The following is a 26,621-nucleotide window of genomic DNA, read 5'->3' as shown; positions in this document are numbered from 1 at the left end:
TTGGTACGAGAAGGCGGCGCGCGCGGGTTGGCATGAACGTGCATATCTTGCAGATCCTTGGTATTACCTCACACCCTCTTTTGAACGAGCGCTTCTGGCCGATGGCTGCCTCTGACGAGGGGCAGCTACCGACCCAAAGCGGACTCCCAACGATGACTGCTTTCGGTAACAGTGCCCATTCAAGTATCAATGTCTGAATAAGTACATTTGGGCCGATTCGCGAACAGCTTTCTTTCTGAGCTACGGCAATATCGGTTCGCGTCAATCTGCCAGTACCGATGTATGCAGAACATCAGTACTGGCTTCGGCGCTACTTGACCTCCTCAACCTCATAATTCACATAGCCGAACTCGTTGCTGCGTGCCGCCATGTATTTGCCGTTTTGCTCGAATACTGTGGCCTCGAAGGGGGTGCCGCCGAGTGTTGTCACTAGATGTCCGTCCTTGATTTCATATTTGGCCGGTACGCCAAACTGGCCGTCATGCAGCATGTTCAGGTATTCCCCTTGCGTAGGCGGCTTGCCATCGACGCTGGTGACCAGGCGTTGGCCTTCGGTGCCATAGACGATCTCGAACGTCTGGCCGGTGACGGTATTGCGCACTTTGATGGTTTTGCCCACCACATAGGCTTGCAGCTGCTCGTTGTTGAGCGCTTTGGCGCCTTCGGTTTTCAGCTGATCGATGGTTTTGCCCGCAGCGACAAGCTTGCTGTCCTCAACTGTCGGCGTGTACCAGATCGGCGAAGTCCACGCACGTTCCTGGACGGTGGTCGAGACGTCGGCCGGCGGCGGTACTTGCAGCTTGGCCGCGTCATAGGTGCTCCAGCGAGGGGTCGGAATCTGTAGCACGCGGGCGTAGTAGAACGCGTGCCGGGCCGGATCGAAATCCGGATCGACCCAGACTTTTTTCAGCTCGGTGGCACCAATGGTATTGGTGTAAGTCGCCTTGGAAACATCGACCGTGGAGCCCACCGGTGGGATTTTGCCGGTGGCCTGGTCCAGTTGGCGATCACCGGACCAGGCGACGTCGTAGACCTTCTCGAAGGTCTGGCCGTTTTTAGTCCAGCCCTTGATGATCTGGATTCGGTCGAGGTTGCCATCGTCGACATCCTTGACCGCCCACACCACGAAGGACGGCGTCTGTTTACCCTGTTTTTCCGGCAAGTCGCCGCCCATGGGAACGCCCTTGGCGTAGGCGGCATGCACCCAGTCTTTTTCATTCCACAAACTGCTGTCGAAACCCCAGCCACCAAACATGCGCACGGGGATGCGCACACCGCTGGTGCCATAGACTTCTTTGCGCTTCATGGCATCGAAGATCGATTCACGGGTGTTCTCTTCGGCCCAGACACCGGCCAGACCGGAGGTGCTGGTTTGCAAGGCAATCAACCCCGAGTTCTGTTTGTCGGAAAGACGCGCCGCTGGGGTGCTGTCGGTAAAGCCGTGGGAGCCGAAGTTGTAGCTCTGCGAATAAGGAATCACCCCATTGTGCGAGTCGCTGGCGCCGACCACGCCCATTTTGTAAGGGTTGTATCCTCGAGCTTGCTGCAAAGCCATGCCGTTTTTCCAGGCTTGCCTTACGTAACTGCCATTGATTTTCGACGTGCTGTTGTCGATGCCGAGCAGGAAACTCATGACTTCATAATTGGCAAATTCGTCTGTCGGCGACAGTTCGGGGTGGGTTTCCGAGGTGCCCTTTACCTGGTGAATTTCGGTGAGGGATTCATTGCGCATCCGCGTCTCGGCCCAGGCGGCATCGATGGGGCGCCCACGGTCATCTACGTCCACCGGAAACATCAGGCCGTTGCTGAGGTTGGCATTGTGGGAGATCGCCAGCACTTCGTTGCCTTTTTTGCGTTGATCGTCCATCCAGCCCCACAAATCCTCCGGTTTGTCCGAATCGAGGGCTGTGAAGGGCAGGTCCGGCACCTTCTTCGAGTCGCGAAAAAACACATTGCGGTGCATGTTTTGATTGTTGGGGGCCGAGGTCCATTCATAGGCTACAAACGTGGTGAACTTGCCGGGCTTGTAGTACTTGTCGGCGATGGCGATGTTCTGCTGCCAGATACTGCCGGCAACCTTCGGGTCGATCAGCTCCTTGATCGGGTGGCTCAAGCTGCCGGCGATCCACTTGAACACCCGGTTGAAATCTTCCGGGGTTTTGACAATCAGCTTTTGCGCGATGGGCAGCTTGCTGAAGTCTGACTTCGGATCGTTGGCCAGGGCGATCACGCCCACGTATTCCGAGTGGTCGGTCACGCCATGGAAATCCAGCGGGCGGCCCTTGAGTTGCACTTCAAACCCCATTGGATGCTTGATCGGCATCCCAAGTGAGTATTGGTACGTCTGCTCGGGATCGACCTGGTGGTTGCCGATCAGGTAGGCATCAATCGACCAGGAGCTGTGCGAGTGTGTCTGGCCAAAGTAAACCTCGCGATCCGGGTTGCCCTCTGCCAATGCCAGCGTGCTGACCGTTAACACGGCGCAACCGAGCAGTGTTGGCACGGTGAAATGTGTAGGGTTTTTCATATTCCACGTCTCCGGAATACGGCAATGACAGGGTGCAACTCAGGACAAGAAACTCGAGACTCTTTGGAAAAACCAGAAGGCAGCCAGCGTACCCAACCCGTAAGAAGCAATCGGTCGGGCATACAGGACTGCGGGCCGTGGCAGTCGACAACGCAGCAGCAGTGCGCGCAGGCTCAACACGACGGCGACGAACATCAGTTGGCCGATCTCGACGCCGACATTGAAGGTGAACAGCGCCAGCGGCAGATCGCGCTGCGGCAAACCGATTTGCGCCAGCGCATCGGCAAAACCGAAGCCATGCAACAGGCCAAAACAGAACGCCACCACCCATGGCCACTGGAGGGTGAAACTGGTTTCGTCACGGTTCTTGCGGGCGATTTCCACTGCCAGCAACAGTATGCTCAGCGCAATCGTCGCTTCCACAGGAGGGCCGGGCAGCCGCACCGCACCCAGTGTAGCGAGTGCCAGAGTGACGGAATGGGCGAGGGTGAATGCGGTGATGGTCTTCACCAGCATCCAGCCATTACCCACCAGCAGAAGGAGACCGAAGACGAACAGCAGGTGATCGAAGCCCCCCAGGATGTGTTGGATGCCATGAACCAGAAATGCACCGGCCACCGAGAACGCTCCCGGTGTGGCAGCAATCTCTATCCAGGGTTGCGCAGGGTGGACGAGGGTGGTCGTCAGGCTGCCGTCCAGGCGCGAGACACGCACCAGCACATCGGTGATGCTCGCTTGCAGGCCGATGAATTGAATACGTTGCCCGACCAGTCCTGCGGGACCGGCTTCAATAACTCGACGCTCGATCAGTGAATCGTTCAGTTCGCTTTCCACGGGCTCAACGACAGTGCGCACACCTTCGGCAAACCGGAGCGCAATCGGCAATCGCATGCCTGAAAGCACAGGTGTGCGCCACAGTACGTCATAGCGCCCGGCGGCCGTTTCGTTGAGTTCCAGGTAAGCGGGGCGCGACTCATGGGCCATGGCCGTTAGCCCCACGAGCCAGAGCACCAACAGCAGCCATACCGTGCGCCTCATCACGGCTGCTCCTTGTGTGTGGCGGCAATCGCACCGGCGGAAGCAGGTACCATCACCACGACCTCATAGCGTGCTTTCAGTGCATCGAAATTTGCGCGTTTCGATGCGCTGCGTTGTTCGGACATCCAATCGGACTTGACCTGCTGGGCCACGGCTTCGAAGGGCGGAGGAGGTGATTTGGCCAGCGCATCAATCCACACCAGGTGCCAGCCAAAACCCGACTCCACAGGCCCCACCCAACCCCCCGGCGTTTGCTTGAACAATGAAATGGCGAACGTTGAACCAAAGACCCGCGCCACCTGATCCCGGGATTGTTCCGAGTAGGCGTTTTTAAACATAAAGGCATCGCCTTCACCACTGTTCTTGTCAGACAGCCCACTGAGTGCGGACTGAGCCTGCGCTTGCGCATCCGCACCACGTTTGTCCAAAGCGAAAAACAAATGATGGAAAGTCAAAAGTGGCGGCGGGGCATATTGGTCCTGATGCTGGTTGTACCAGGCCTCAAGTACGCCGGGTGCCGGTTCGTGAAGTGACGCTACATCCTCAGCGAGGAAGTCCATTTTTTGCGCCAGTCGGCGGCGAATAATAGTGTCGTCTTTATCCAGGCCAAGTTTCAGTGCTTCGCGATAGAGGATTTCCTCTTTCACATATTCCTCAATCAGGCCCTGCAACTGTTGCTCCGATGCGGGTCGCTGCCATCGCGCCAGCCAGGAAATCGCGATTCGCTGAACAACTTCAGGGGTGATTTCGATGCGTTGCGGATCTTGATCTAGGTTTGGACGGTGTAAACCTCCGTACAACACAAAGAGTGCAAAGCCGGCGATCAGAAAGTGCAATAACGGCTGGCGGAGGCATCGCTTGATTAACGAGAATCGAGATTCTTTCGCTTCGCAGACGCTTAAGTTCATGACTTATTGCCCCACGCTATACTGCGAATAGTTTTCGCAGCAGGGTGGAGTATTGCCGCTGTACCGGAACTTTCCACCAAGGCTAATCACGATAAGCTCTAAGGCTTAGTAGCAATCGGGTTAACCAATTCCTCAGGGCCGTCCAACCTTGCACCTATACAGCCCGGGACGGAGCGCCCATGTGATGAAAGGACTGCTTGTTTTCGCCGCGATCATCGAGGCAGCCACTGGCGTGGCGCTGATACTTATCCCGTCGCTGCTCGGGCAACTTCTGCTTGGCATCGAACTGACGGGCGTCATCGTCCCCGTGGCCGGCATCGCCCTCATCGCATTGGCCATCGCCTGCTGGCCGGGACCCGCAATGCTCGGGATGTTGGTCTATAACGCAGCCACTACGCTTTATCTCGCCTACGTTGGCATCTCAGGGGAATCGAGTGGGGTTTTATTGTGGCCGGTGGTCGTATTGCACGGGATCATGACGGTACTTTTGATTCGAGCAATGACATGCCAGCCGAGGAACTCACAGACGTAGTCAACGCGTGGCTAGTATGCGTTTTCAGACGCCGGCAAATCCTGCGGTTTTAAGGGGCACGCTCATCTACTCCTGGTCGGTTGCGGTACTCCTGATGATTCGACGCCAGGGCAACAGTTCAATGACTGCTTTTGGCTGTGGATTCAACCGGTCGATGCAACAGATTGGCTAAATCGTTCAGCCGCCAATCATCCGCCCCATGAAAGGCTTCGTTGGAAACCTTTTCTGATAGCGCTGAAGGGCGCACGTGTCAGTAAAACGCGTGCACGGGCTTTCCCTTATGGTTCTAACATGACGTCCGGGCGACCAACTTCATATTCGTCGAAGATCAGCGTCATGGGCCGGCAGTGACCAGTGCCGGATGCCTTCCTGGAATTCAATAATTCGGTGTGTGCTGCGGGGGAGATGAGAGCTTAGTTACCCATCACCTCGTCCAGTGCCTGCTCGAGGGTACTGACCGTGCGCTCGATATTGTGCAGCTTTTCGAGTCCGAACAGACCGATGCGGAAGGTCTGGAAGTCGGCCGGCTCGTCGCATTGCAACGGCACTCCGGCGGCGATCTGTAGGCCGTGGTTGGCAAATTTCGTACCGCTCTTGATGTCGGCATCATCGGTGTAGCTCACCACTACGCCAGGGGCCTGAAAGCCGGCTGCGGCCACGCTTTTGATGCCTTTGCCGGTCAACATTGCGCGCACCCGATCGCCCAGAGCCTGTTGTTCGCCGCGGACCTTGTCGAAACCGTAGGCTTGCGTCTCTTTCATCACTTCGTTAAATCGCGCGAGGGAATCGCTGGGCATGGTCGCATGGTAGGCATGTCCGCCCTGTTCGTAGGCCTGCATGATCTGAAGCCACTTTTTCAGGTCGCAGGCGAAGCTGCTGCTATGCGTCTGTTCGATGCGCTCGAGGGCCAAAGAACTGAGCATCACCAGGGCGCAGCAAGGGGAGGCGCTCCAGCCTTTCTGCGGTGCGCTGATCAGCAGGTCGACTGCGCATTTCTGCATGTCAACCCAAAGCGTGCCTGAGGCGATGCAGTCCAGCACGAACAGGCCATCCACTGCATGCACGGCGTCGCCGACGGCCCGCAGGTACTCGTCGGGCAGGATAATCCCTGATGAGGTTTCAACGTGGGGGGCGAAGACAATCTGCGGCCTCGAAGCCGCAATGGCTGCCAGCACTTCGTCCAGAGGGGGTGGGGCGTAGGCAGCCTGGCGACCAGTGTCGACCGGTCGGGCTTTCAGCACCGTGGTTGCCGCCGGGATGTTGCCCATCTCAAGGATCTGGCTCCAGCGATAACTGAACCAGCCGTTGCGTATCACCAGGCATTGCTGGTCGGTGGCAAACTGTCGCGCCACCGCTTCCATGCCGAATGTGCCGCTGCCCGGGACCACCGCAACAGCCTGGGCGTTGTAGACCTGTTTCAGGGTCCTGGAAATGTTCTTCATCACGCCTTGAAATGACTGCGACATGTGGTTGAGCGAGCGGTCGGTGTAGACCACTGAGTACTCGACCAGCCCCTCGGGATCGATACTGGGATATAGCTTTGACATGGGGTGACTCCTTTGGCAGAGATCTCAGTGGTATCGACCCTGCCCTAAGCCTTGGCAAATGACAAGATTACTCGGGATTGAATTGCGACTTCTGTCGGGCGGCAGGCATCATCAGGTCGATTACTGGACGTAGCAATGCTCGCAGGTGGCTGCTGAGTTGTGAGAGGGTGGGCCTTAAAGGTTCCTACCTCCTTACGTTCGGTCGATAACGACCAGTTACGAAGGGCAGCAGCCGACCCAAAGCGGTCGGTAAGCCGAGCCAAGTTAAGCGAGCAAGGTACCGCTATCTCAACCGCATCAAGGCCGGCGCAGCGAACTTCGCCTAAGGGGCATCGAGGACTCTATAGATCTCAGAAGTCACCTGCATCGTTGCGTCTTCGATCGTTCCTTCATTACGGCATAAAACCCAGCCGTGATCTGCAATCGCTCGCTCGAACGCCTTGGTACAAGCGACATGTTCTTCCAGCTTATGGATGACAGTACTGCTCAGCCCACGCCGTCGTGCCGCTGCCCTCGCCCATGAAATATCAGGGGCGGTGACAACCCCGACATGCAGGTCTGGCACTCGCACGTTTCGATCAATGTTCAACTGTAGAATCTCTGCAAACGGGACTATCCGGCGAAATGCGGCATCAGACGGGTACCAGCGATCGATCAAGATGATGCTGCCTGGTGGCTGTTTAGCCAGCACGTGCTGGGAAATCCAAGTACGGCTATCAGCAAAGCGCTCACAAACCCTCAACTCCAAATCCCGGGTGGGATTTCTGACGAGCTTGTTAACGAGGGCCATTGTTTCGCCCCTATAGGGATCGCTTTTTTGCTCGCAAAGTCGGATCACCTTTTTGTTGTCTGCCCTCAGTACTTTCGTAACGGCCTCCAACAGTGTGGTTTTGCCGGTTCCCTTGGGCCCATCTAGAGAAACAAACAGTGGACGATTCATTCTTCAAATAACAATTGATATACGGTTTTTTGCCCGGTTCGTTCGCTGGAATTGCTTGGCGCGACTACGCGAATCGAGTGGAGGGCCCTTATGAGCAGACATTGATGAACACTCTAACCTGGTTTCTGGCTAATCCGACATGCTCGGCCCCCCACTCAGGGCAAATATCTTGTTCCGCAGCGAGATGCGCGGCCGAAATTTTACTTGTCACGACTGACCGGAAATGGCCGATTTCTGCCTGTCACGAAGGGGGGGCGACCCATAGCGGTCTTTGGCGGACCTCAAGAGTTAATCTCTGACTATCCGCTTTTTGGCTGCTGATCACGATTGGCTGTTCTCGAAGCCAAATGGTCCGTAACGGCGGCGCGTAAACATTACGGAACTGAATCTGAGCTGCTCAGCTGCGCAAGGGGATGCTGGCTTATTGTGATCTACACTCCCTGGGCGTGTGAGTTGGCGCTTCGCCACAGGATTTACTCAGTCGCTAAGTAAAGAGACAGACCTGAATTTCAGTGGGTCGCGGTCTGGGTGGGTGCACGCCAGTCGATCAGCAAAAAACCTTGTCTGGCAATCGTGTATCCGGCGAGTTCGACAACACCTGGATTGAAGCCCTGATCGCCCATATGACCTGGCACTACTGAAAAAAGTCGGGAGGGTTTCAAGCATTCAAATTATTTCACCGTGGCCATGAACGCTCACGGTGCCAGCTTGCTCAAAACTAACGAGGTGGAAATGAACAGGAAGTCTAACCGGGGCTGGACAATGGCTGCGGCACTCGTCGTAGTGGGTTCAACGCTTTTTGCGGGGTGTGCGAGCAAGAACGATCCGATCACGCAGGCAGACAAGACGGATGTGACCAAGGGCGTACCCGCGCCGAGTCTCGAGCAGACCAAGGCGATCGCCGAGGAAGGCTTTATTTACGGCTTACCGCTGGTCATGAACTACGCCGTGATGAACGAATATGCTGTGGACAAGGGCGGCCCGCAATACAAGGCGCCGTTCAACCAGATCAAGAACGAGCCTCGCGTCTTCACCTACCAAGACACGGCCATCATCACTCCGAACAGCGACACCCCGTACTCGTTTGTCTGGCTGGACCTGCGCGCGGAGCCGATGGTGATCTCGGTGCCGGCAGTGGACAAGCGGCGTTACTACTCGGTGCAGATGATCGACGGCAACACTTACAACTACGGTTACATCGGCAGCCGTGCCACCGGCAGCGAGCCAGGCCAATACATGGTGGTCGGTCCCGATTGGAAAGGCGCGCCCCCTCCCGGTATCAAAAAAGTCTTCACCTCGACCACTCCCTTCGCCGTGAGCGCCATTCGGACTCAGCTCTACAATGCCAAGGACATGCCGAATGTCGAGAAGGTGCAAGCAGGCTACAAGGTCCAGCCGCTGTCCGCCTTCCTCCATCAACCCGCGCCGCCCACTGCGCCGAAGATTGATTTCGTGCCGGCTACGACGGAAGGCATCAAGGCCAACTTCTTCGAGTACCTGTCGGCCGCGATGGAGTATGTGCCGCCATCGGCTGACGACCAGGAGATCCGGGCCAAGCTGGCGAGCATTGGGGTGGGACCCGGTCGCACCTTCGAATTTAAGGACCTCTCGCTCGAGCACAAGGCCGTGGTCCTGCTCGGGATGAAGGCCGGTGACGAGAAGGTCGACAAGTTCCTCGCGAGCGGGACGAAGATAATCAACGGCTGGAACGTAGGCGCGTACTTCGGCGACCAAACGTTCTACAAGGCCGACTGGCTGAAGCGTGCCGGTGCCGCGAAAGGCGGCCTCTACGGCAACGACGCCGTCGAGGCGATGTATCCCAACACGCGCACCGACGGCACCGGCCAGACGCTGGATACCAGCAAGCGCAAGTACACGCTGACTTTCCCGGCCGGCAAACTGCCGCCAGTCAATGCCTTCTGGTCGGTGACCATGTACGACGGCAAGAGCCAGCTGCTGGTCAAGAATCCGCTCAACCGTTACCTGATCAATTCACCGATGCTGTCGGCGATGAAGAAAAACACGGATGGTTCACTGACGCTGTACATCCAGAAAGACTCCCCCGGCAAGGCTAAGGAGGCAAACTGGTTGCCCGCGCCTGACGACACGGTCTTTCTGGTAATGCGCCTCTACTGGCCGAAGACCGCACCGCCTTCGATTCTTCCCGCTGGCGACGGCAGCTGGCAGCCACCGGCGCTGGTGGTCACGAAGTAAATCTTGCGGCCCATTGCTGACACTCGGCGTAGGTCGGTGTCGGCTTGTGCTGCCTTTTTGCCAATAGCAGCCAATCATCAAGGGCTGCTATTGGCCGTTCTCTGCCGATCATGGTTACAAAGCGTGCTGGTCAAATCCGATGCAATCGGTGGTCAGAACGAATGCAAATGACTGGTCAGGTCGAATGCAAGCGGGTGGTCAAGTGGAGTGCAATTTCGCAGTCATCTGACATGGTCGCTTCTCCAGTTCTTGTAGAAATCGTGGCAGCGACCAAAAAAATGGCCCGCATGCGGGCGGGCCAAATGGGAATTCTTCAAAGGAGCAGGGTTAATCTGCGCTCCACCATGTGAGCGATTGGTGAAAAGCATGTCGCAGAAACGAAAAAGCCCGGCACATTAGCCGGGCTCTCTGTAGATGGGCCAAATCCCTTTGGCTGACTGCATTGTGCTTGGTAGGTGTGACGAAGGCATGACAGGGGCAGATACGAGAAGCCCGGCTCTGGACCGGGCATTTGAGTTACATCGGTACGACCGCCAAGCCGCTACAACATCTCGCCGTCATACCACGCGCCTACTCCGCCTTCCCCCGCACAATCCTTCTCGCCTTCATAACCCGCCAGCTAGTTTGTGCCGTTCAATGGAGAACCCTGCGACTCTCTCCAATCCTGATCCGATCAAGCGCCCGGTTTAATGCGTCCAAAGCATCGAGGAGAGCTTTCGCCTCGGCTTCCCGGCCATCCCCCCATAGGCGTTCAGCCATTTTGTTCAGGGCTTGGATAGAACGCTCAATTTCAGCAGCAGTCACTGCTGCTTTACTGTCCGTCAGCTTCTTCTTCATTGAGTAACCGTTTACAGGGCATTGCTTATATTTCAGATCTAGCGCGAATACGCCCGCCAGACGCATGGCTATTCAGCCTTCCGGACAATCCTTCCCGCCTTCACCTCATCTGTGTAAGCAGTCAGCCGATCAGCTTGCTCATGCAGCTTTTCGATCGTCTCCATTGCCTCCAGAAGCTCTGTATCCCCGCGCTGTTTTGCAAGCCTGAACATTTCCAGGGCAGCTTCTTCGAGGGAATATGCAGCGGCTTTCAAGTCGCGGCGTAACTCTTGATTGGGTTTGTTAAGTGCCATGACAACCTCCTGCCAATACCTTCCGCGATCATTGGCAGTGGTCTGCCTTCGCCGGCCGGACTACCTGACCTGCACCGATTTCTTTAATCCAGCCATCTAACCGATTCTCACCTTGCTGGAAGATTGTGATCATCCTTCGAAGCGCCTCAGCGTCTGGTCCATTACCTGCGTGGCTTAGCCGCTCGGCAATCCGAACTAACTCCACGGCCGACCACTTCAGATCAGAGGCGACACCCTGCAGATCGCGCTTCAGGTCCTGCACTGGTTTGTTGAGCCCCATCATCACCCCTTACAAGTCCCCACAACACTAATCCGATATTCAGCTGCGAAATTGCACTCTACTTGATCACCCGCTTGCATTCGACCTGACCAGTCATTTGCATTCGTTCTGACCACCGATTGCATCGGATTTGACCAGCACGCTTTGTAACCATGATCGGCAGAGAACGGCCAGAAGCGGACTTTAGAGTTGATGCTTGTCACCCTTATTGGAGGTTGTAAACCGTCCACAAGGCTGGGAGGCTAGAGTGAGGTTTACCATAAGGACATGCTGAAATGAGAACACGAAAAATTTTAGTCACAGGTGCCGCGGGCCAGATCGGCAGCGCTTTTTGGACAGCGCAAGGCGATAAGTCAGATTTGCGTTTAGCCGATATAGACGTTTCAAAACTTCCGGACTCGGCACAACGTTTCTCTCTCGACATCAGGGATCAAGCCAATTGCCTTGAAGCTTGCGAAGGCATACATACCGTGATTCATCTAGCTGCTGACCCTAACCCAGACGCCGATTTCATGACGTCCCTGCTTCCTGTGAACATTGTGGGGACCTACAACATGTTATTCGCCGCAAGGGCTCAAGGCTGCAAGCGCTTCATATTTGCGAGCAGCGCCCAGACTATTGAAGGTTATCCAGAAGATGTCCAGATACAGGAATGTATGGCACCTAAGCCAGGCAATCTTTACGGGGTCAGCAAAGCGTTTGGGGAAGCTCTCGCTTCAATGTATGCAAACGATGGTCACATGACAACAATCGCAGTCCGTATTGCAAACGTAGCCAATTTTCACCAAGGAGAGAGCCACAGCCCAAGGGACGTAGCTGCTTTTATCAGTTTTAAGGACGTTGTCGCACTACTTAGAAATTGCGTTGAGGCCAAACTGAATGGATTCCACGTTATCCATGGGGTCTCAGACAACAGGTATAAGCGCCTTTCTATTGAGAAGACCAGAAAAGTTGTTGGATACGCCCCCCTTGATGATGGGTTTAAGATTCTGGAAGGAAACGCTCAATTTTACTGAACACAAGTAATACGTTAAGGACGACTAACTGATCCGACAGAGGCTGGCCGTATTTTGTGGGAGCCACTCTGATGATTTTCGAGCGACCGCTTCTGGCCGGTTTCTGCCTCTCGCCAAGGGCAGTAATCGGCCAGAAACGGACGGTGAAAACAAGCAGAGAACGGTCGGGCGCGGAGGGTCACTCCAGAAAAAACAAGATGGTTCCCTTTGACGGTCGGAGGAGGGCTGAGCCGAGTTTATTGGGATAGTTTGGCAATCACCTTGATCTCGAAGTCGAAGCCGGACAACCAGGTCACGCCGATAGCGGTCGCCGTCGGGTAGGGAGCTTCGCCCCAGTACTCGGCCGCTACTTCCCAGATAGTTTCGAATTTCGAGTCGGGGTCGACCATGAAGATGGTCGTGTCGACCACATCCTCGAAACTACTGCCGGCCTCGGCCAGGATCGCGTTGAGGTTGGCGAAGGCCAGGCGAACCTGTGCCGCGAGGTCCGGCTCGGCCGAGCCATCCTTGCGGCTGCCGACCTGACCGGATACGAACAGAAAACCGTTGGAGCGAATCGCCGGTGAGTAGCGGTGGAGCTCGTACAGTGCATGGCGGTCAGGCGGGAAAACGACATCACGTTTGCTGGTCATTGCATACCTCCTTCGGGGTCATCGCGGCCCGCTGTTTACGATGGAGCCAGTGTAAAAAGACGAGCGACCTGAATAAACGCGCAACTCTGGTCATGACTGTTTGTAGAATCCAAACTATCCAGACCCGAGTGAGGCGTGAAATGGACCGTTTCGATGCAATGCAGGCCTTTGCCCGAGTGGTGGAAACCGGCAGCTTCACCAAGGCGGCAGCCACCCTGCACATGAGCAAGACCACCGTGACGCAGCTCGTTCAGCAACTGGAAGCGAGGCTGCGTGTGCGCTTGCTCAACCGCACCACACGCAAGGTCAACGTCACCGCCGATGGCGCGGTCTACTACGAGCGCGTCATCCGGCTACTGGTCGATATGGACGACGCCGAGACCAGCCTGTCCAGCGCGTCGATGACACCGCGCGGGCGGCTGCGGGTGGATGTGCCCAGCCCGCTGGCGCGAATGCTGCTGATACCAGCCTTGCCGGGGTTCTTTGCACGCTACCCGGAAATCCAGCTGACCGTGGGCGTGAGCGATCGCATTGTCGACATCATTGGCGAAAACGTCGACTGCGTGGTGCGCGGCGGCGAGATCATCGATCAGTCCCTGATGGCAAGGCATGTGGGCGATCTGAACATCGGCATTTATGCCGCGCCCGGCTATCTGCAGCGCTTCGGTACGCCGGCGCACCCCCGTGAGCTGGAGGAGGGTAGGCACAGTACCGTTGGCTTCCTTTGGTTTCGTACAGGCAAATCCTTGCCCTACGCGATGCAGCGGGGTGAGGAACGCATCGAGGCCCAGGGCCGCCCGCAACTGACGGTCGACGACGGCAATGCGTACCTCGCCGCCGGCCTGGCTGGTCTGGGCATGCTTTGGCTACCGCGGTACATGGCCCAACCGCACCTGGTCAGCGGCGAGCTGCTGCCGCTGTTTGAGGACTGGCACATGGCGCCAATGCCGATGTATCTGGCATTCCCGCCGAATCGCCATGTCAGCGCCAAGGTGCGGGTATTTATCGACTGGGTAATAGAATTGATGGCCGAGCATGCGCCGGTGGTTAAGTGAAACAGGTGTAAACCCATTTCAGGACTAGACACTCTAAACGTCCGCTTCTGGCCGATTACTGCCTGTTGGGGGGGGCTGTAAACGACCCATGACGGGACAGTCCGGGCACTAGAGTCAGGTGTCGGATTGATGAGCCGCCCAGTGTTTCATTTCTTCTGCAATGAAGTGGTTCACCAGGTCACTGTACATCTTCTCGATTGCATCCGGGCTCAGACCCTCTGCCTCGGCCCACTCGCGTCGTGTCGCCAACATGGCCTTGAAACGCTCCGGAGCACGCACCGAAGTCACTGAGGCCTTGTACTTCGAGGCAGCCAGTACGTAGTGAAAACGCTTGCCCAACAGCTTGATAACAGCCTGATCAAGGGCATCGATTTCGCGTCGGATATCCTCCATGCCTGCACACTCTTCGGGCTGCAACTGATTGATGACGTCCATGTAGGTGACTCCGCTTGCTGAAAAGTTCGTGGGTCTTCGGAAGAAGTATCGGCACGCGGTCTTCCGTGAGGGCGGCTATTCAGTTGCCTGGCCACTTCATTGAGCCTGCTAACATTGGATGTCAGCGAGCCAGAAACAAGGGTGGGCCATGGAGACAAGAAAAGCAGGGCCGGGTGATCTGGATCATCTGCGCAAGTCATTAAGTCAGGCAGGGCTGCCCTTCAGTGATGTCAGCGAACCGGATCGACAGTTTTACCGTTTCGAGGTGGATGGGCAATGGGTGGCTTATGGAGGGCTCGAGGGTGCGGGTTGCGATCTGTTACTGCGCTCGATAGTCGTTTGTGAGACGCATCGTGGAGAGGGGCTGGGTAAAGTGGTGTTGTCTGAACTGGAACGCTTTGCGGTCTCTCAAGGCGCAGTCCGATTGCACCTGTTGACCCAAGGCGCTACTGGTTTTTTCGCTGCCAATGGGTACGAACTGCTTGGCAGGGACGAGGCGCCTGCGGCTATCACCCAGACCGTTCAATTCAAGCATTTGTGCCCTGCATCGGCGAGCTATCTGCGCAAGACGCTTAACGGTCCCTTGTACTGATTAGTCATTGATGTGCATCGATTGAGGCTGATTCGGTGGTCAAAAAATGCCCGGCACATTGCCGGGCATTTTTCATTCCTGAAGCCTTTGTTGCGGGACTCAGTTTGCCGCTTGCGGTTGAGACTCGGTGCTCGCTCCGTTGCGGGCGATCACGGTCAGGATCGACAGCGCGGCGATCACCAACCCTGGTGACGTTGCCAGCAGCACGCCAGTGGTGCCGGCACCGGCAGCGAGGATCTGGCCGGCGGCCAGGGGGCCAGCCACCGAACCGAGTCGGCCGATGGCCACGGCCGCGCCGACACCGGTGGCGCGCACCGACGTCGGGTAGGAAGGGGGCGCCAAGGCATACAGCACCAGCTGTGCGGCCATGACGAACAGCCCGACGGCAAACCCGGCGATGGCCATCGGCACGATACCCACTGACAGGCCGACCCCGGCCAGCGCCGCCAACACCCCGGCGTACACGAACAGGACCACTTTCAGGCCGTTGCAGCGGTCCAGCATTACCCCGCCGAGCAGCGAACCAATGGCGCCACCGATGTTGAACAGCATCTGCACCATGCCTGCCTGGGGCTTGGTGAAACCCTGCGCCAGCAACAGCGAGGGCAGCCAGTTGAGCAGCATGTACATCACGGTCAGGGTGAAGAAGTAGCTCAACCACAAGGCCAGTGTGCAGCGTGCGCGTCCTTCTCCGAACAGCGCCTGGGCGGTGGACGACCGTGGGCTGGCGGTCGTGACGTGTTGCTGGCGGAACGCCGTGGATTCGGGCAGCAGCAGGGCCATCAGCGGCACCACCAGCAAGGGCGTCAGACCGCCGATGATGAAGGTGGTTTGCCAGTGTTCACTGGAAAACATCGCCACCACCGCCGCCAGCGCGCCGCCCAGGGGCACGCCGCAATACATGACGCTGATGGCGGTGCCGCGATGGCGCTCGCTCACGGCCTCGGCACACAGGGCAATCAGGTTGGGCAGGGCGGCACCCAGGCCCAGGCCCGTCATGAAACGCACCAGCAGCAGGCTGGAGTAGCTCTCGACATAGGCGGTGCAGAGCGAGAAGACACCGAACAGCAGCACGGCGCCGACGAGGATTTTCTTGCGGCCGATACGATCGGCCACCCAGCCGCCAAAAAACGCACCTGGCAGCAGGCCAATGATCCCGGCGCTGAACACCCAGCCCATCATCTTCGGGTCCAGGGCAAAGCTCTGGCGCAACCCCGCGGCAGCGGTGCCGGCAGCCTGCAGATCGAACCCCTCGATCAGCGCAACGATAAAGCACAAAGCGATTGTCAGCGTCGAGCGACGCGATGGACTGTCCATGGGTGAACCTCATTGTTGTTTTTGTTATGCAGTCGAGCCCTCCGTGCGTTGGGTGCGCCGTCAGTGACCGCTGACGATTAAGATAACAAAGATAACTAAAAAAAGAATGCTGTCCTGAAAATTGCAAAAACCAACTAAATAATCGTTCAAAAACAGAATGTTATGAATGTATTCAGATGGCTGTGTGAAAATAGATAATAATATTAATGTTCGATTATCGGATATTTACGATTGACGACGTCCCTTGGCTGTTTCCATTCTCTGATGGTGAATCCGGCAGACCCGTGCGGGGCCGGCACTCAAAAACAACAATAAAAAGTGGACATCGAACATGCCAAAACGCCCCATGAACACCGGTTCCGTAGCGTCGCTCCCCTGCGTTTGCAGTATCCATCCAGGGTGGGTGGTGGCACTGCTAGGCGTCAGCGTTCTGCCCTCTCAGTTGCGGGCCGAGGGGTTTATCGAGGACAGTCACGCAAACTTGACCCTGCGCAATTACTACATCGACCGTGAATACCAGGACGGCGGCGCCAAGTCTGCCGCGAGGGAGTGGGCCCAGGGTTTCATCCTGGGCATGGAGTCGGGGTTTACCGAAGGAACTGTGGGCTTTGGTCTGGACGTGCGGGGGCTGCTGGGGGTCAAGCTCGATTCCGCTCCGGATCGCAGCGGCACCGAACTGTTGCCGGTGTCGGCCAGCGACAAGCGCGCGGCGGATGACTATTCGCGGCTGGCGCCGACGGCCAAGCTGCGGTTTGCCCAGACAACGGTCAAGAGCGGCGATGTCTCGATCTTCCTGCCGTTTGCTTTGGCCAGCCCGTCGCGACTGCTGCCACAGACCTTTCGCGGCACCACGCTCAGTTCCAGGGATTTCGATGGCCTGACCCTGAACAGCGGTTACATCGATCGCATCAACAAGCGCGATTCCACGGACTATCAGGCCATGACCATCGCCTCGCCGAACCGGCGTTTCAACGGCGCTGCTACCACCTCGCACCTGGCTTATCTGGGGGGTGATTACCAGGTCAACAAGGACCTGAGCCTGCGCGCCTACCATGCCGAGGTGGCCGACCTGTACCAACAAGACACCCTGGCATTGCTGCACAACCTGCCGCTCGGCGAAGGTGTGTTCACCAGTGACTTGCGCAGTTTTTTCAGCCGCGAGGATGGCAGCGCCAAGGCGGGCAGGGTGGACAACCGCAACCTCTCGGCATTGTTCGGCTACCGCTTCGGCGGGCACCGGGTGAGCCTCGGCTACATGCACGCCAGTGGCGACACGGCGACGCCGTACATCTCTGGCACCGAGCTGATGGGCATGAGCGAGCTGACCATGAGTTCGGACTTTCTCAATGCAAAGGAGCATACCTGGCAGGCCATCTACGACTATGACTTCGTCGCATCCGGCGTGCCTGGGCTGAAGGGGCGGTTGCGTTATGTGCGCGGCGATAACATCGAGTTGGCCGCCTTCAACGCCGAGGACCGCAAGGAACGCGAGTTCCAGATGGAGCTGGGTTATGTGATTCAGAGCGGCCCGCTGAAAAACGTCGGTCTGTTGGCGCGCAAGTCGATCTACCGCAATGACTTCCCCGCTGGCGCGGCATTCCGCGATGAAAACCAGACCCGCTTCCTGGTGCTCTATACCTTGCCGATCTGGTAAGCCCGGGTCCTTCGACGTTCCCAGCCGGCCGCCTCTTCTGGAGCGTGCCGGCAGCGTGCGTTCAGTCCTGGTAAACCTTTCTCAGCAAGCGCAGCAGCTCCTCGCGCTCTTCGCCGGTCAGCGATGAGGTGGAGTCGAAATCGCTTTGCGCGGCGATCTGCTTGAGCTCCTTGAGCAAGGTTTCGCCGGTCTTGCTCAGGAAGATTCCGTAGGAGCGCTTGTCCGGTTTGCAGCGCACCCGCACCGCCAGCGCGCGGCTTTCCAGTTTATTGAGCAACGGCACCACCTGCGGCGGCTCGATGGCCAGGGCCCGGGCCAGGTCGGCCTGCATCAGTCCCGGATTCTGGTCGATGATCGCCAGGGCCGAGAACTGCGCGGGGCGCAGGTCATGGGCTGACAGGCGACCGATCAGGTTCTGGAACAGCTTGAGTTGGGCGCGCCGCATCGCGTAGCCGATCAGGTCATCCAGTGCCGAATCCAGCGGTGCCTGCAGCTCGGCGGTGGCGGACGGGGACTCGCTCTGGTCGGCGAGGGGAGAAGGCTTGGCCATTGCGGGTGAATCCTGAAGAGGTGGAGGTTAACAAGCGTATCTAGTTTGCCGGGGTTGGTCGCTGATAGCTATGCCCGTCGTTCATGACGATGGGGCCGGAGGATATTTCCGGGTGGACAAAAAAATGGTTAATTCGATTAATAGTTAATTGACATAACTATATCGGTCATTTAATTTCCAGTCATCTTCAAGCCAAGAACAAGAGAGCATCGCCATGAGCAATTACGAAGGTCGCTGGACAACCGTCAAGGTCGAGATCGAGGAAGGCATCGCCTGGGTCATCCTCAATCGCCCGGAAAAACGCAACGCCATGAGCCCGACACTCAACCGGGAAATGATCGATGTGCTGGAAACCCTGGAGCAGGATCCGGCGGCCGGCGTGCTGGTGTTGACCGGTGCCGGCGAAGCCTGGACCGCGGGCATGGACCTCAAGGAATACTTCCGCGAAGTGGACGCGGGTCCGGAGATCCTCCAGGAAAAAATCCGCCGCGAAGCCTCGCAATGGCAATGGAAACTGCTGCGCATGTACACCAAGCCGACCATCGCCATGGTCAACGGCTGGTGCTTCGGTGGCGGCTTCAGCCCGCTGGTGGCCTGTGACCTGGCGATCTGCGCCGACGAAGCAACCTTCGGCCTCTCGGAAATCAACTGGGGCATCCCGCCGGGCAACCTGGTGAGCAAGGCCATGGCCGACACCGTGGGCCATCGTCAATCGCTGTACTACATCATGACCGGCAAGACCTTCGGTGGGCAGAAAGCCGCCGAGATGGGCCTGGTCAACGAAAGCGTACCCCTGGCGCAACTGCGTGAAGTCACCGTGGATCTGGCGCGCAACCTGCTGGAGAAAAACCCGGTGGTGCTGCGTGCGGCCAAGCATGGCTTCAAGCGCTGCCGCGAGCTGACCTGGGAACAGAACGAAGACTACCTGTACGCCAAGCTCGACCAGTCGCGCCTGCTCGACACCGAAGGTGGCCGTGAGCAGGGCATGAAGCAGTTCCTCGACGACAAGAGCATCAAGCCCGGTCTGCAGGCCTACAAGCGCTGAGACTGATCGCCGGGCGCATGTCCGCCCCGGCGCGCTGCATCGCTCGTATGTATTCCCGATAAAGACAATAAAGAGGAATCACCATGCTGGACGTGCCCCTGCTGATTGGCGGCCAGTCGCTGCCTGCCCGCGACGGTCGGACCTTCGAACGCCGCAACCCGGTGACCGGTGAAGTGGTATCGCGGGTGGCCGCCGCCACCCTGGAAGATGCCGATGCCGCGGTGGCCGCGGCCCAGGCAGCGTTTCCCGCCTGGGCCGCCCTGGCGCCCAACGAACGTCGCAGCCGTTTGCTCAAGGCCGCCGAGCAGTTGCAGGCGCGCAGTGAAGAGTTCATTGCAGCGGCCGGTGAAACCGGGGCCATGGCCAACTGGTACGGTTTCAACGTGCGGCTGGCGGCCAACATGCTGCGTGAAGCGGCGTCGATGACCACCCAGATCAATGGCGAAGTCATCCCCTCGGATGTGCCGGGCAGTTTTGCCATGGCCCTGCGTCAACCCTGCGGTGTGGTGCTGGGGATCGCCCCGTGGAATGCCCCGGTGATTCTCGCCACCCGCGCCATCGCCATGCCGCTGGCGTGCGGCAATACCGTGGTGCTCAAAGCTTCCGAGCTGAGCCCGGCAGTGCACCGGTTGATCGGCCAGGTCTTGCAGGATGCAGGTTTGGGCGATGGCGTGGTCAACGTCATCAGCAATGCCCCGGCGGATGCCGCCGCGATTGTCGAGCGGCTGATCGCCAACCCGGCGGTGCGACGGGTCAACTTCACCGGTTCAACCCATGTCGGGCACATCGTTGGCGAGCTTTCGGCGCGCCACCTCAAGCCGGCCTTGCTGGAGCTGGGCGGCAAGGCGCCGTTGCTGGTGCTCGATGATGCCGACCTGGATGCGGCGGTGGAGGCAGCGGCCTTCGGCGCGTACTTCAATCAGGGACAGATCTGCATGTCCACCGAACGCCTGATCGTCGATGCGAAGGTCGCTGACGCCTTTGTCGCCAAACTGGCAGCCAAGGTCGAGACCCTGCGCGCGGGTGATCCTGCATCGACGGATTCGGTGCTCGGTTCGCTGGTGGATGCCAGTGCCGGAACGCGCATCAAGGGGTTGATCGACGATGCCCTGGCCAAGGGCGCGCGGCTGGTGGTCGGTGGGCAACTGGACGGCAGCATTTTGCAGCCGACCTTGCTCGATGGCGTCAACGAAACCATGCGTTTGTACCGTGAGGAATCCTTCGGCCCGGTGGCGGTGTTGCTGCGCGGGGAGGGCGATGAAGCGTTGCTGCGTCTGGCCAACGACTCCGAGTTCGGATTGTCGGCGGCGATTTTCAGTCGCGATACCGGGCGCGCCCTGGCGCTGGCCCAACGGGTCGAGTCGGGCATCTGCCATATCAACGGCCCGACCGTGCATGACGAAGCGCAAATGCCTTTCGGCGGGGTCAAGTCCAGCGGCTACGGCAGCTTTGGCGGCAAGGCGTCCATCGAGCATTTCACCCAGTTGCGCTGGGTCACCTTGCAGCATGGACCGCGGCATTACCCGATCTGAACCGCAGAAATAACAATAAAAAAGGCTGCAGCCACCACCATGCCCATTCGTGCGGCTTGGTGGTAGCGTGCCTTGATGGAGAACAAGCACGTGAGTTCCGAATTCAGATCGCAACCCCACACCCAGATCAGCGCGCCGCGCTACCGTCACGTGTCGATCGGTCGCGCAGCGGTCGAGGTCACAGAGCAGCAGGGCGCATTGCACATGCGTTCCCTGGAGCCATTGGCCGAGTATCCGCCGCGACTGCTTGACCGTCTGGTGCATTGGGCCAAGGTGCGTCCCGAGCAGACCTTCATCGCCGCCCGCCAGGCCGACGGTGACTGGCGCCGGGTCAGTTACGCCCAGATGCTCGACAGTGTCCGGGCCATCGCCCAAAGCCTGTTGAGCTACGGCCTGTCGGCAGACAAACCACTGGTGCTGCTCTCGGGCAATGACATCGAGCATTTGCAACTGGCGTTCGGCGCCCTGTACGCGGGCATTCCCTACTGCCCGGTGTCGCCGGCCTATTCGCTGCTGTCCCAGGATTTCGCCAAGCTGCGCCACGTCTGCGACCTGCTGCAGCCTGGCTTGGTTTTTGTCAGTGATGCCGCGGCCTACCAGCGTGCCATCGATGCCGTGCTGCCGGTTGAAACGCCCATGATTACCGTCCGGGGCGACATCGCGGGACGCCGTCAGGTCAGCTTCGCCAGCCTGCTTGAACAGCCGGGCGGGGCCGAGGCCGAAGCCGCGTTTGCCAGCACGGGGCCGGACAGCATCGCCAAGTTCCTGTTCACCTCCGGCTCGACCAAATTGCCCAAGGCTGTGATCACCACCCAGCGCATGCTGTGCTCTAACCAGCAGATGCTGTTGCAGACGTTTCCGGTGTTCGGCGAAGAGCCGCCGGTGCTGGTGGACTGGCTGCCGTGGAACCACACCTTCGGCGGTAGCCATAACGTCGGCATCGTGCTCTACAACGGTGGCAGCTTTTACCTGGACGACGGCAAGCCCACGGCGCAGGGTTTCGCGCAGACCCTGCGTAACCTCAAGGAAGTGTCGCCCACCGCTTACCTGACCGTGCCCAAGGGCTGGGAAGAACTGGCCTCGGCACTGGAGCAGGACGCGGAGCTGCGCGAGGTTTTTTTCAAACGCATCAGCCTGTTTTTCTTCGCTGCGGCCGGTCTGTCGCAAAGTGTCTGGGACCGACTCGACCGGATCAGCGAACAGCACTGCGGCGAGCGTATCCGCATGATGGCCGGGCTCGGCATGACCGAGGCTTCGCCATCCTGCACCTTCACCACCGGGCCGTTGTCCATGGCCGGTTATGTCGGCCTGCCGGCGCCCGGTTGCGAGGTGCGCCTGGTGCCGGTGGACGGCAAACTGGAAGGACGCTTTCGTGGGCCGCACATCATGCCCGGCTACTGGCGGTCACCGCAGCAGACCCTCGATGCGTTCGACCCGCAGGGCTTCTACTGTTCCGGTGATGCGCTCAAGCTCGCCGACCCGCGTGATCCGCAATTGGGGCTGATGTTCGACGGGCGCATCGCCGAAGATTTCAAGTTGTCATCCGGGGTGTTCGTCAGCGTCGGGCCTTTGCGCAGCCGCGCGGTGCTCGAAGGTTCGCCCTATGTCCAGGACCTGGTGGTGACCGCGCCGGATCGCGAATGCCTGGGCGCGCTGGTCTTCGCGCGGATGTTCGAATGTCGACGGCTGTCAGGGCTGGCGGCCAGTGCCAGCGACGCCGAGGTGCTGGCCAGCGCACCGGTACGCGAGTGGTTCGCCGGCTGGTTGCAGCGACTCAATCGCGAGGCCACGGGCAATGCCAGCCGCCTTGAGTGGATCGCCTTGCTCGATGAGCCGGCGTCCATCGACCGGGGGGAAATCACCGACAAGGGCTCGATCAATCAGCGTGCGGTATTGCAGTGGCGCGCGGAGCAGGTCGAGGCGCTGTATCGCGGGCTCGATCCGGCCATCCTGCGCGCCGGGGCGAAGTCGTGAGCACAGACGGGCAGTACTCGGCCTTCGCCGATGCGGCGATTTTCGATGCGGTGCGCACGCCGTGGGTGGACCTCGGCGGGGCGCTGGCCGAGGTGTCGCCGATCGACTTGGGCATCAAGGTCGGACGCGAAGTACTGGCGCGCGCGCAAGTCGATCCGCTTGCAGTCGACAGCGTGCTGGCGGGCTCCATGGCCCAGGCCAGCTTCGATGCCTACATGCTGCCACGGCACATCGGCCTCTACAGCGACGTGGCGCAATCGGTTCCGGCACTGGGGGTGCAGCGCATCTGCGCTACCGGTTTCGAACTACTGCGCCAGGCCGCCAGGCAACTGGATGACGGCGTGCAAATGGCGTTGTGCGTGGCCACCGAATCGATGTCGCGCAATCCGATTGCGGCCTATACCCATCGAGGTGGATTCCGCCTTGGCGCGCAAGTGCAGTTCAAGGATTTTCTCTGGGAAGCCTTGTACGACCCGGCTCCCGGGGTGGACATGATCACCACCGCCGACAACCTGGCGCGGCGTTACGGGCTGACGCGCGAAGCGGTAGACGCCTACGCCTGCGCCAGTCATCAGCGCGCTTTTGCGACACAACAAGCTGGCTGGCTGGCACCCGAGATCGTTGCCGTGGGGCATCAGGTGTTTGAACTGCAAGGCTATCAGCCACGCAGCATCCGCCTGCCACGCGGCGTCGACACGGTGAGTGAAGACAGCCACCCACGGCCCGGAGACATCGCGGCGTTGGCCAGGTTGCGCAGCGTGCACGAAGGCGGGGTGCAAACCGCCGGCAACAGTTGTGCGGTGGTCGATGGCGCGGCGGCTGCCCTGGTCGGGCGCGCTTCGGCCTGTCGAGATACACCGCTGGCCTTGCTGCGGGCCAGCGCGGTGGTCGGGGTGGCGCCGGAGTTCATGGGCATCGGCCCGGCGCCGGCGATACGCCTGCTGTTGCAGCGCAGCGGCTTGAGCCTGGAGCAGGTCGACCGCTTCGAAATCAACGAAGCCCAGGCCGCCCAGGTGCTGGCGGTGGCTCAGGAACTGGAACTGGACCATTCGCGTCTGAACGTCCAGGGCGGTTCGTTGGCTCTCGGCCACCCCTTGGCCGCCAGCGGCTTGCGTCTGGTGCTGACCCTGGCCCGACAACTGCGTGAGCACAATCTGCGTTACGGGATCGCCGCAGCCTGTGTTGGCGGCGGGCAGGGCATGGCGCTATTGATCGAGAACCCCGCCTGGCGTGGCTGAGGTTTCCTTGGTTGGCGGACAGCCTGTGTTGTCCAGTGAGCGCATTGAGCGGGGGGGATCCGCTGGTCAGTTTATTTTGTCGTCTTGCCCGACAATGCCAAGCTAGGTCCTCGGCTACTGCGTTGGACGGCAAGGAGACATCATGACGGTCAAGCGTATGGACAACATCGGCATCGTTGTATTAGACCTCGACGCTGCCATCGAATTCTTCACCGAACTTGGCCTCGAGTTCGAGGGGCGCGCGCCCATCGAAGGCGACTGGGCAGATGGCGTCACTGGATTGCGCGACATGCGCGTCGAGATTGCCATGATGCGTACGCCGGACGGTCACAGCCGGCTCGAGCTATCCCGATTCCTCGCACCACCTGTGGTCGCCGATCACCGCAACGCCCCGGTGAACGCCCTCGGTTACCTGCGCGTCATGTTCACCGTGGAAGACATCGACGACACGCTTGCCAGGCTCTACAAACGCGGCGCGAAGCTCGTCGGCAAAGTGGCCCGGTACGAAGATGCGTATCGGCTCTGCTACATACGAGGGCCAGAAGGCATTCTCATCGGGCTTGCCCAGGAGCTGGGGCAGCACGCTTCTCGATGAGCACTTGCAACAGGTACCGAGCTGCCAGGGCTTATGGCCAGCTGCCGTTGAAGGCGTCTGACAATTCACTTCGCTAATTCAGATTTAAACATCGGCAATTGCTGATGGTAGGTATTTTTTGGCTGTTCCTATACTGACATCCCCCCCCATTCAGAAGTTTAAGCGCCACAACTGACCACTTACGTAGCTGTGCAGTTGCAGTGACTGCTCGCGGCTGAAAAAATCTTGACTTGAGGGTTTTCCGGGCAGCGTTAAATAACAAGAAAGCTGTAAATCAAATCTGAATAAGCTATGAGTGTCTGGCTTGTTTGGATTTTGAGTATCTGCATTTTGCTTAGTTGAATAATAAGAGCGGCGCTCAAATCAGTTCGAATGGTTTGACGCTAAAACATCTTCTATAGCTATTAATCAGAGCCTGAAAAATGAACTTCTATGAACTTATCGGCTATGACCGTGACGGAACTGTTCGTGATCTGGATACGGCGTTAAACAAGGGAACTCTAACCACCAGGGATGTGACTTTTTCGGCGCTGGGTTTCAATGCGCCAGGCTGGATCGCAGCCTCTTCCATGTCGATTCTTTACTCGATATCGGGCCACCACGCGCCACTGGCCATTTTGATTGCGTACTTCTTTCCGATGCTGGTCATGGCGTTCTGCATGATCTCACTCACTCGCCAGGCGCCGTCGGCGGGTGGCATCTTCACCTTCACCTCGCGATTTCTGCATACCCGCGTAGGGACCATTCTCGGTTGGGCGTACTCCGTTGCCTGCATGGCGGTAATGGCAATGTGCGCAATCATCGGAACCGAATACATACAGGCGCTGTTCCCGGTGTTGGCGGGGCCGCTTAACGCAAAACTGATCGGAACGGGCATGGTTCTGATCTTCCTGGCCATCTCCTGCAACGGCGTCAATGCCACAGCCAAGGTCGCCAGCGTATTTCTGATTTTCGAGATCAGCGTTGTAGCCGGGCTAGGGCTGATGGGCATCATCAATCCTCAGGTTCCGGATTTGTCAGTGATGTCCATGTACACGCTGGAAGGGGCTGGTGGCTGGTCCGCGATCGGGCCGGGGGTGCTGTTCGGTGTGTGGATGCTCGCGAACTTCGATTCGGCGATCAACTACATCGAGGAATCGCGTATTCCGGTTCGGACGGTACAACGCTCCATGCTTCTGGTTCTGACTTCGGCATTTGTCATTTACAGTCTCGCGGCGATTGGCTGGCAGTACGCGGTGCCTGTAGAGAAGTTGGCGGCCATTATCGAAGACGGCAACGGTGGGCCGATCGCCGCCGTGGCGAATGTCTACTTGCCCCCGGCCATGGCCTGGATCGCTCTGTTCGTCGTGATCACTTCGGCATGCGCCGGCTTGCAGATTTCTTCAAGTGCGGCTGCGCGTACGCTCTATCGAATGAGTGAGGAGGGGCATCTGCCAGCGGCGTTTCGTTCAGTCAATAAATCGAGATCGCCATGGCTGGCCAGCGTTATCGTCTCGGCCCTCGCGATTACGCTGCTCTGGTGGAAGCCACTGGACAAAATCTCCTGGTACTACGATGTCGTGACCATCACGCTGGTGATGTCCTATATGGCCGCTATCGCAGCGTTCATTGTCATGACCTTCCGCCGTCAACGTTTCGTTATGGCGCTGGCACTGTCGATCCCGGCTGCGCTGGCAATCCTTGTGCTGGGATACATCGGTTATACCGCCGGGGCGAATCCGGTTTCGCCCGAAGATCAATACACCGCCTGGTACCTTGGCGCGCTGACCATTCTTTCTGGCGCGATGATTGTGTTCTGGCAGTCGCGAGTTTCCAGACAAGCCGTACTGACTCCAATGCAAGAGTCCTGATTCCGAAGTTAACGCATGCG

At 58.6% G+C, this 26,621-nt stretch carries 24 protein-coding genes; 12 read left to right on the top strand and 12 right to left on the bottom strand.

What is annotated here, in order from left to right:
• Positions 1-310: 310 nt before the first annotated feature.
• The 3 genes from VC35_RS05715 to VC35_RS05705 are packed head-to-tail and all read right to left on the bottom strand — an operon-like array spanning position 311 to position 4,473.
• Positions 311-2,527, bottom strand: coding sequence for a DUF3604 domain-containing protein (locus VC35_RS05715; protein WP_046038357.1), 2,217 nt, complete (start codon positions 2,525-2,527; stop codon positions 311-313).
• 39 nt (positions 2,528-2,566) lie between these two features.
• The gene (locus VC35_RS05710; protein ID WP_046038354.1) at positions 2,567-3,565 is read right to left on the bottom strand and encodes a HupE/UreJ family protein; all 999 of its coding nucleotides are present in this window, start codon (positions 3,563-3,565) and stop codon (positions 2,567-2,569) included.
• Complete coding sequence (locus VC35_RS05705) at positions 3,565-4,473, bottom strand: peptidyl-prolyl cis-trans isomerase (RefSeq protein WP_046038352.1); 909 nt, start codon at positions 4,471-4,473, stop codon at positions 3,565-3,567. Before VC35_RS05705 ends, VC35_RS05710 begins: the two co-directional genes overlap by 1 nt.
• A 184-nt stretch (positions 4,474-4,657) precedes the next feature.
• On the opposite strand from VC35_RS05705, the gene VC35_RS05700 reads away from it, so the two are divergent.
• Positions 4,658-5,005 carry a hypothetical protein gene (locus tag VC35_RS05700; protein WP_046038350.1) on the top strand — a complete coding sequence of 116 codons (348 nt, stop codon included), beginning with the start codon at positions 4,658-4,660 and terminating at the stop codon, positions 5,003-5,005.
• Positions 5,006-5,418: 413 nt separating this feature from the next.
• On the opposite strand, the gene VC35_RS05695 is transcribed toward VC35_RS05700, so the two are convergent.
• Positions 5,419-6,552: an aminotransferase class V-fold PLP-dependent enzyme gene (locus VC35_RS05695; protein WP_046038349.1), complete on the bottom strand. Its 1,134-nt coding sequence runs from the start codon at positions 6,550-6,552 to the stop codon at positions 5,419-5,421.
• A 322-nt stretch (positions 6,553-6,874) separates the two neighbouring features.
• Positions 6,875-7,492 (bottom strand): dTMP kinase, encoded by a 618-nt coding sequence (locus VC35_RS05690; RefSeq protein ID WP_046038348.1) that lies wholly within the window; start codon positions 7,490-7,492, stop codon positions 6,875-6,877.
• Positions 7,493-8,254: 762 nt separating this feature from the next.
• Here VC35_RS05690 and VC35_RS05685 point away from each other — a divergent pair.
• Positions 8,255-9,706 carry a DUF1254 domain-containing protein gene (locus VC35_RS05685; protein WP_221174477.1) on the top strand — a complete coding sequence of 484 codons (1,452 nt, stop codon included), beginning with the start codon at positions 8,255-8,257 and terminating at the stop codon, positions 9,704-9,706.
• A 633-nt stretch (positions 9,707-10,339) separates the two neighbouring features.
• Here the strand turns inward: VC35_RS05685 and VC35_RS05675 are convergent.
• The 3 genes from VC35_RS05675 to VC35_RS29910 all read right to left on the bottom strand — a co-directional run bounded on the left by VC35_RS05675 (position 10,340) and on the right by VC35_RS29910 (position 11,116).
• Positions 10,340-10,543 (bottom strand): hypothetical protein, encoded by a 204-nt coding sequence (locus VC35_RS05675; protein WP_043302433.1) that lies wholly within the window; start codon positions 10,541-10,543, stop codon positions 10,340-10,342.
• Positions 10,544-10,611: 68 nt separating this feature from the next.
• Entirely contained in the window at positions 10,612-10,836 is a 225-nt protein-coding gene (locus VC35_RS05670; protein ID WP_008019294.1) for a hypothetical protein, read from the bottom strand.
• A 28-nt stretch (positions 10,837-10,864) separates the two neighbouring features.
• Entirely contained in the window at positions 10,865-11,116 is a 252-nt protein-coding gene (locus VC35_RS29910) for a hypothetical protein (RefSeq protein ID WP_043302427.1), read from the bottom strand.
• Positions 11,117-11,391: 275 nt separating this feature from the next.
• Here VC35_RS29910 and VC35_RS05660 point away from each other — a divergent pair, with 275 nt between their 5' ends.
• Complete coding sequence (locus VC35_RS05660) at positions 11,392-12,132, top strand: NAD-dependent epimerase/dehydratase family protein (RefSeq protein WP_046038343.1); 741 nt, start codon at positions 11,392-11,394, stop codon at positions 12,130-12,132.
• Between the two features lie 236 nt (positions 12,133-12,368).
• Here VC35_RS05660 and VC35_RS05655 read toward each other — a convergent pair whose 3' ends face one another.
• Positions 12,369-12,764 (bottom strand): RidA family protein, encoded by a 396-nt coding sequence (locus tag VC35_RS05655; RefSeq protein WP_046038341.1) that lies wholly within the window; start codon positions 12,762-12,764, stop codon positions 12,369-12,371.
• Between the two features lie 140 nt (positions 12,765-12,904).
• On the opposite strand from VC35_RS05655, the gene VC35_RS05650 reads away from it, so the two are divergent.
• The gene (locus tag VC35_RS05650) at positions 12,905-13,819 is read left to right on the top strand and encodes a LysR family transcriptional regulator (RefSeq protein ID WP_046038340.1); all 915 of its coding nucleotides are present in this window, start codon (positions 12,905-12,907) and stop codon (positions 13,817-13,819) included.
• Between the two features lie 114 nt (positions 13,820-13,933).
• Here the strand turns inward: VC35_RS05650 and VC35_RS05645 are convergent, their stop codons facing one another.
• Positions 13,934-14,254: an isochorismate lyase gene (locus VC35_RS05645; protein WP_046038337.1), complete on the bottom strand. Its 321-nt coding sequence runs from the start codon at positions 14,252-14,254 to the stop codon at positions 13,934-13,936.
• A gap of 148 nt (positions 14,255-14,402) precedes the next feature.
• Between VC35_RS05645 and arsN2 the strand changes: the two genes are divergently transcribed.
• Positions 14,403-14,846: an arsenic resistance N-acetyltransferase ArsN2 gene (gene arsN2 / locus VC35_RS05640; RefSeq protein ID WP_046038383.1), complete on the top strand. Its 444-nt coding sequence runs from the start codon at positions 14,403-14,405 to the stop codon at positions 14,844-14,846.
• 99 nt (positions 14,847-14,945) lie between these two features.
• On the opposite strand, the gene mhpT is transcribed toward arsN2, so the two are convergent.
• Positions 14,946-16,163 (bottom strand): 3-(3-hydroxy-phenyl)propionate transporter MhpT, encoded by a 1,218-nt coding sequence (gene mhpT, locus VC35_RS05635; RefSeq protein WP_046038335.1) that lies wholly within the window; start codon positions 16,161-16,163, stop codon positions 14,946-14,948.
• Between the two features lie 346 nt (positions 16,164-16,509).
• Here mhpT and VC35_RS05630 point away from each other — a divergent pair, with 346 nt between their 5' ends.
• Entirely contained in the window at positions 16,510-17,817 is a 1,308-nt protein-coding gene (locus VC35_RS05630; RefSeq protein WP_404942346.1) for an OprD family porin, read from the top strand.
• Between the two features lie 61 nt (positions 17,818-17,878).
• On the opposite strand, the gene VC35_RS05625 is transcribed toward VC35_RS05630, so the two are convergent.
• On the bottom strand, positions 17,879-18,367 hold the full coding sequence (locus VC35_RS05625; protein WP_046038332.1) for a MarR family winged helix-turn-helix transcriptional regulator: 489 nt from the start codon (positions 18,365-18,367) through the stop codon (positions 17,879-17,881).
• Positions 18,368-18,581: 214 nt separating this feature from the next.
• Between VC35_RS05625 and VC35_RS05620 the strand changes: the two genes are divergently transcribed.
• The 6 genes from VC35_RS05620 to VC35_RS05595 all read left to right on the top strand — a co-directional run bounded on the left by VC35_RS05620 (position 18,582) and on the right by VC35_RS05595 (position 26,601).
• The gene (locus VC35_RS05620) at positions 18,582-19,412 is read left to right on the top strand and encodes a p-hydroxycinnamoyl CoA hydratase/lyase (RefSeq protein WP_046038330.1); all 831 of its coding nucleotides are present in this window, start codon (positions 18,582-18,584) and stop codon (positions 19,410-19,412) included.
• Between the two features lie 83 nt (positions 19,413-19,495).
• Entirely contained in the window at positions 19,496-20,944 is a 1,449-nt protein-coding gene (locus VC35_RS05615) for an aldehyde dehydrogenase (protein ID WP_046038327.1), read from the top strand.
• A gap of 90 nt (positions 20,945-21,034) precedes the next feature.
• Positions 21,035-22,918 carry a feruloyl-CoA synthase gene (locus tag VC35_RS05610; protein WP_046038325.1) on the top strand — a complete coding sequence of 628 codons (1,884 nt, stop codon included), beginning with the start codon at positions 21,035-21,037 and terminating at the stop codon, positions 22,916-22,918.
• Positions 22,915-24,156 carry a thiolase family protein gene (locus VC35_RS05605; protein WP_046038322.1) on the top strand — a complete coding sequence of 414 codons (1,242 nt, stop codon included), beginning with the start codon at positions 22,915-22,917 and terminating at the stop codon, positions 24,154-24,156. The genes VC35_RS05610 and VC35_RS05605 overlap by 4 nt, the downstream gene beginning before the upstream one ends.
• Positions 24,157-24,298: 142 nt before the next feature.
• Complete coding sequence (locus VC35_RS05600) at positions 24,299-24,751, top strand: VOC family protein (protein WP_046038321.1); 453 nt, start codon at positions 24,299-24,301, stop codon at positions 24,749-24,751.
• Positions 24,752-25,173: 422 nt separating this feature from the next.
• Positions 25,174-26,601 carry an APC family permease gene (locus VC35_RS05595; protein ID WP_046038318.1) on the top strand — a complete coding sequence of 476 codons (1,428 nt, stop codon included), beginning with the start codon at positions 25,174-25,176 and terminating at the stop codon, positions 26,599-26,601.
• Positions 26,602-26,621 lie beyond the last annotated feature (20 nt).

It is taken from the genome of Pseudomonas fluorescens (assembly GCF_000967965.1).
GTDB classification, from domain to species: Bacteria; Pseudomonadota; Gammaproteobacteria; order Pseudomonadales; family Pseudomonadaceae; genus Aquipseudomonas; species Aquipseudomonas grandcourensis.
Note: the sequence above shows the minus strand (reverse complement) of the source record. Positions and strands in the feature narration are given on the sequence as shown.

Coding starts and splice junctions, on each gene's coding strand:
- VC35_RS05715 (WP_046038357.1), bottom strand. CDS start 2,527: ATGAAAAACCCTACACATTTCACCGTGCCAACACTGCTCGGTTGCGCC.
- VC35_RS05710 (WP_046038354.1), bottom strand. CDS start 3,565: ATGAGGCGCACGGTATGGCTGCTGTTGGTGCTCTGGCTCGTGGGGCTA.
- VC35_RS05705 (WP_046038352.1), bottom strand. CDS start 4,473: ATGAACTTAAGCGTCTGCGAAGCGAAAGAATCTCGATTCTCGTTAATC.
- VC35_RS05700 (WP_046038350.1), top strand. CDS start 4,658: ATGAAAGGACTGCTTGTTTTCGCCGCGATCATCGAGGCAGCCACTGGC.
- VC35_RS05695 (WP_046038349.1), bottom strand. CDS start 6,552: ATGTCAAAGCTATATCCCAGTATCGATCCCGAGGGGCTGGTCGAGTAC.
- VC35_RS05690 (WP_046038348.1), bottom strand. CDS start 7,492: ATGAATCGTCCACTGTTTGTTTCTCTAGATGGGCCCAAGGGAACCGGC.
- VC35_RS05685 (WP_221174477.1), top strand. CDS start 8,255: ATGGCTGCGGCACTCGTCGTAGTGGGTTCAACGCTTTTTGCGGGGTGT.
- VC35_RS05675 (WP_043302433.1), bottom strand. CDS start 10,543: ATGAAGAAGAAGCTGACGGACAGTAAAGCAGCAGTGACTGCTGCTGAA.
- VC35_RS05670 (WP_008019294.1), bottom strand. CDS start 10,836: ATGGCACTTAACAAACCCAATCAAGAGTTACGCCGCGACTTGAAAGCC.
- VC35_RS29910 (WP_043302427.1), bottom strand. CDS start 11,116: ATGGGGCTCAACAAACCAGTGCAGGACCTGAAGCGCGATCTGCAGGGT.
- VC35_RS05660 (WP_046038343.1), top strand. CDS start 11,392: ATGAGAACACGAAAAATTTTAGTCACAGGTGCCGCGGGCCAGATCGGC.
- VC35_RS05655 (WP_046038341.1), bottom strand. CDS start 12,764: ATGACCAGCAAACGTGATGTCGTTTTCCCGCCTGACCGCCATGCACTG.
- VC35_RS05650 (WP_046038340.1), top strand. CDS start 12,905: ATGGACCGTTTCGATGCAATGCAGGCCTTTGCCCGAGTGGTGGAAACC.
- VC35_RS05645 (WP_046038337.1), bottom strand. CDS start 14,254: ATGGACGTCATCAATCAGTTGCAGCCCGAAGAGTGTGCAGGCATGGAG.
- arsN2 (WP_046038383.1), top strand. CDS start 14,403: ATGGAGACAAGAAAAGCAGGGCCGGGTGATCTGGATCATCTGCGCAAG.
- mhpT (WP_046038335.1), bottom strand. CDS start 16,163: ATGGACAGTCCATCGCGTCGCTCGACGCTGACAATCGCTTTGTGCTTT.
- VC35_RS05630 (WP_404942346.1), top strand. CDS start 16,510: ATGAACACCGGTTCCGTAGCGTCGCTCCCCTGCGTTTGCAGTATCCAT.
- VC35_RS05625 (WP_046038332.1), bottom strand. CDS start 18,367: ATGGCCAAGCCTTCTCCCCTCGCCGACCAGAGCGAGTCCCCGTCCGCC.
- VC35_RS05620 (WP_046038330.1), top strand. CDS start 18,582: ATGAGCAATTACGAAGGTCGCTGGACAACCGTCAAGGTCGAGATCGAG.
- VC35_RS05615 (WP_046038327.1), top strand. CDS start 19,496: ATGCTGGACGTGCCCCTGCTGATTGGCGGCCAGTCGCTGCCTGCCCGC.
- VC35_RS05600 (WP_046038321.1), top strand. CDS start 24,299: ATGACGGTCAAGCGTATGGACAACATCGGCATCGTTGTATTAGACCTC.
- VC35_RS05595 (WP_046038318.1), top strand. CDS start 25,174: ATGAACTTCTATGAACTTATCGGCTATGACCGTGACGGAACTGTTCGT.